The sequence below is a fragment of the Novipirellula herctigrandis genome (assembly GCA_007859835.1).
In the GTDB taxonomy this organism is placed as follows: Bacteria; Planctomycetota; Planctomycetia; order Pirellulales; family Pirellulaceae; genus Novipirellula_A; species Novipirellula_A herctigrandis.
Window position 1 is genome coordinate 1,930,162 of the sequence record SJPJ01000001.1, and the last position, 3,778, is coordinate 1,933,939.

Consider the following 3,778-nt stretch of genomic DNA (forward strand, 5'->3'; position numbering starts at 1 on the left):
ACGGTTCCCGAGATCGGGTTGCGATGGCAAACCCGCGGGTGATCACAATGGAACCGGACGCTAGCGCGTACCGGCGGATGGTGGCGGATTCGAATTTCATCAGCCGTTGGGCGCTAGCCCACGGTTCACGAGATCGGATGGGGCCGGCGAACGGGCGGGTGATCGCAACGGAACCGGACGCTAGCGCGTGCCGGCTGACTGGTACTGGATACGAATCAAATCAGCCGATGGGCGCTAGCCCACGGTTCCCGAGATCGGGTTGCGATGGCAAACCCGCAGGTGATCACAATGGAACCGGACGCTAGCGCGTGCCGGCTGATCGGGCCTTCGTGTCAACTGTCAACTCTTTTCCCCAATAGCTGGCTGTAGAGTTCGAGAATCGTTGTTTGGCGATGAACAATGTCAAATCGTTCGACAATTTTGCCCCGACCTGCACTCCCCATCGAACGACGTAACGCGGAATCGTTGACTAAGAGAGCGATTCGGTCCGACAGTGACTTCAAGTCATTCTTGGGCACTAAATAGCCATCGACTCCGTCGTTCACACATTCTCGATTCCCCGGAATGTCGCTGGCGACAATCGGAACGCCACACGCATGAGCTTCCAGCAGGACGATCGGCATCCCTTCCCATAACGACGGCAATACCATGACATCCGCAAGGGGGATTAGTGAATCGACGTCATCTTGCCACCCTAATAAATGCACTCGGTCGGCCACCCCCGCCTCGGCAATTTCGTCTTCTAATTGCTTGTGTAGTTTCCCATCACCCGCCAAGTAGAATTCGGCGGGCGAGCCGTTTTGAAGCAATTGGATCGCCGATCGAACAAACAATTGTGGTTTTTTCTGATTCCAAAGTCGACCGACCATCATCACCACCGGACGCTCCGGATCGCCCCCGAAACGCTTGGATCGCTCCGCAATTCGATCCGCAGGATTCTCGATTGGACGAAACGCTTCGATATCCACTCCGTTGGCGATGACTTGAACTCGCGATGGATCGACTTCCAATTCATTGATCGCGATTTGACGGTCATCCGGGTTCAAGCAAACCAGTGCATGGGTCATTTGGCCGCAACGTTTTTCGCACCACTGATAGAAACGGCGAACCGCAGGATACTTTGCCGCGGGAAAAGCGAACCCATGTACCGTGTGAACCACGCATGGGACTCCTGCAGCAGATGCGGCCATGCGTCCCAGCACCCCCGTTTTCGACGAATGCGTATGAACTAAATCAAATCGCTCACGACGCATCATCTCCCGCAATCGTTGATAGGTGCGAAAATCGTTCAACGGAGAAATTGAACGTTTTAACCGAGGCTCGTAATGGCATGTCACTCCGAGAGCTGCGGCCGCCTCACTCAACGGCCCCGGTTCGCACGTCAATAAGTGCCGATCGAAAACATTCGGGTCCAGCCGCCGAAGTTCCTCGAGTGATACGCGTTGGACGCCGCTAAGCATCGGGAACAACTGAACGTGCAGAATTCGAATTCGGTCGCGACCGTTGCTTTCACATTCAATCAGGTTTTCCATGTTCACAGGATGGATGTCTATGTTTAAAGGAAAAAATCGTCGAAGCGGACTGGTAAAATGTATCCGTCGATATGCGCTAGCATTCGGTTTTCGAAGCGTTTTTGGATTCGGCCAATTACGCTCGATGACTGAATTTCGATAGCAAACGCTTTTCTAGTCACACTCAAGGTTTGCGAAGGCTGCGCAAATTCAATCCAAATCGTTCACATTCCGCCTACCATGCGTCTCGACGCAATCGACGTCTGTTTCAGCCTATAAAAACTCAAAATCCAAGCGAGACAATCAAGGATATCGATACTTCGAAAAACGCCCAGCGGACAATCGCTTTTGTCGGTGTTTCGAACAGAAATCCCGCCCACCAAGGATTATTTGTTGACGGCCGTTATTGTTAACGAACGTTTCCCTGCCGCTCAAAGTACGCTTCGCGACAAGTATCAAGTACCAGGACACCCATCAAATTGGATGTGTCCCGTACCAATCCAAGAGCCACAAAGGAACGACCGTCGGAAGCATAACTCAATCACCCCCAACAGGGGAGTGCGAATCAAGCTCTTTCGCCCGCTATTCCCCAATCTCCAATCGCCTGCCAATTGTCAAATGAAACGATGGAACCGGACGCTAGCGCGTACCGGCTGATAAAACCAATGACGGAACTGCAACCGAACCGGACGCTAGCGCGTGCCGGCTGATGGTACTGGATACGAATCAAATCAGCCGATGGGCGCTAGCCCACGGTTCACGGGATCGGATAGCGATGGCAAACCCGCAGGTGATCGTAATGGAACCGGACGCTAGCGCGTGCCGGCTGATGAGCTTTCCTTTCCTGACAACTGACAACTGACAACTTCTTCATACTTCTTCCTACTTCTTCCTGCTAACTTCCCCTACCAACTCCCAAATCTGCATCATTTTTTCGCTGCGGTTGTAATGTATCCTTGCCCGCTCGCGTCCGGCGGCACCCATTTGACGCCGCAGTGCCGGATCGTCTACTAATCGCAACATCGCGTCTCGCAGTCCCGCGATATCCTCGTTTTCAAACAACAATCCCGTTACCCCATCGACCACCGTTTCGGCGATCCCCCCGACTCGCGACCCAATCACGGGCTTGCCACACGCCATCGCCTCCAGGATCACCAGCCCGAGTCCTTCGAACCGTGACGGGATCACCAGCACATCGATCGATTGCATTAAGGCAGCAATATCATCACGTCGACCAAGAAACTGGATCGACGATCGGTCTCGTTCCGGTAGGGTTTCATAGAACGTGCGATCTTCCGCCGTGTCCGTCCAGCTGCCAATAACCAGCAATTTTGTGTTTGGGTGTTGATTGGCCACGTCGTCCAGTGCTGCAAACAACAAGTCATGCCCCTTGCGTTGAGTCACCGTACCAACGATGCCGAACACCACCTCTTGCTCCGCTAACCCCAAGGACTCGCGGATCGGTTCTACACCTTGATATTTTTCAAAATCGACTCCATCGGGGACGATCGATATGCGATCCTTGTACCATCGTCGTTGCCAAGCAGGGTACTTGCCCGCCACTGGTCCCGAAATGATCGGGTTGCGTTTCACCAACGGCAATTGGAACCAGTCCAAGATGCCATGAGGCTTATCGAGTTTGTCCCATGTGATATTTGGAATCCCCAGCGACTTGGCCGCCACACCGACGGTCAACAGTCCACGCATGTCGTTACAAAAGACTGCCGCGGGACGAATTCGTTTAAGCTCCCGCCGCAGCGACATCACATAGCGTCCCACATCGCGGACCACCGCTGCCCGCTTTCCAATCCCGTCCCGATAGATCGCACCACCGTAGCGGCCAAGCGATTCAGGATAAGGCACCACGCAAGTGTCCCAGCCATCGGCCGCCAACCGGTCGGTAAACAGCCCGCCACCCGGCAGCAACACGGTAGGGGAAACGCCGGCGGCCGCGGCATGCGACAGCAGCGACATCATCGTCCGCTGCTGACCCGCGATTACTTGAGGATAACTTTCGACGAGGAGGATGGGGGAAGAAAGTTGGCAGTTGTCAGGCATCAGTTGGCAGTTCAAAGAAGTTGGCAGTGGGCAGTTGGCAGTGGGCAGTTGGCAGTGGGCAGTTGGCAGTGGGCAGTGGGCAGTTGGCAGTCGTCAGTTCAAAGAAGTTGGTCGGCATCAGTTGGTAGCCGTCAGGAAGAGGCCCCATCAGCCGGCACGCGCTAGCGTCCGGTTCCGCTGCGCAAATTCCTCGGACGCCCACCGCCAAC

At 54.7% G+C, this 3,778-nt stretch carries 4 protein-coding genes; 1 reads left to right on the forward strand and 3 read right to left on the reverse strand.

Annotated elements, in window-relative coordinates:
* On the forward strand, positions 1 to 305 hold a 305-nt coding region (locus tag CA13_RS34750; RefSeq protein WP_419194022.1), incomplete at its 5' end, for a hypothetical protein.
* Between the two features lie 27 nt (positions 306 to 332).
* Here CA13_RS34750 and CA13_RS06930 read toward each other — a convergent pair.
* From CA13_RS06930 to CA13_RS34755, 3 genes are all read right to left on the reverse strand, one after another.
* Entirely contained in the window at positions 333 to 1,532 is a 1,200-nt protein-coding gene (locus CA13_RS06930) for a glycosyltransferase family 4 protein (protein WP_146395209.1), read from the reverse strand.
* 861 nt (positions 1,533 to 2,393) lie between these two features.
* Positions 2,394 to 3,569, reverse strand: a complete 1,176-nt coding sequence (locus tag CA13_RS06935; RefSeq protein ID WP_146395210.1) for a glycosyltransferase family 4 protein — start codon at positions 3,567 to 3,569, stop codon at positions 2,394 to 2,396.
* The coding region (locus CA13_RS34755; RefSeq protein WP_473087446.1) for a hypothetical protein at positions 3,562 to 3,778 on the reverse strand (217 nt) is incomplete at its 5' end. The genes CA13_RS06935 and CA13_RS34755, both read right to left, overlap by 8 nt.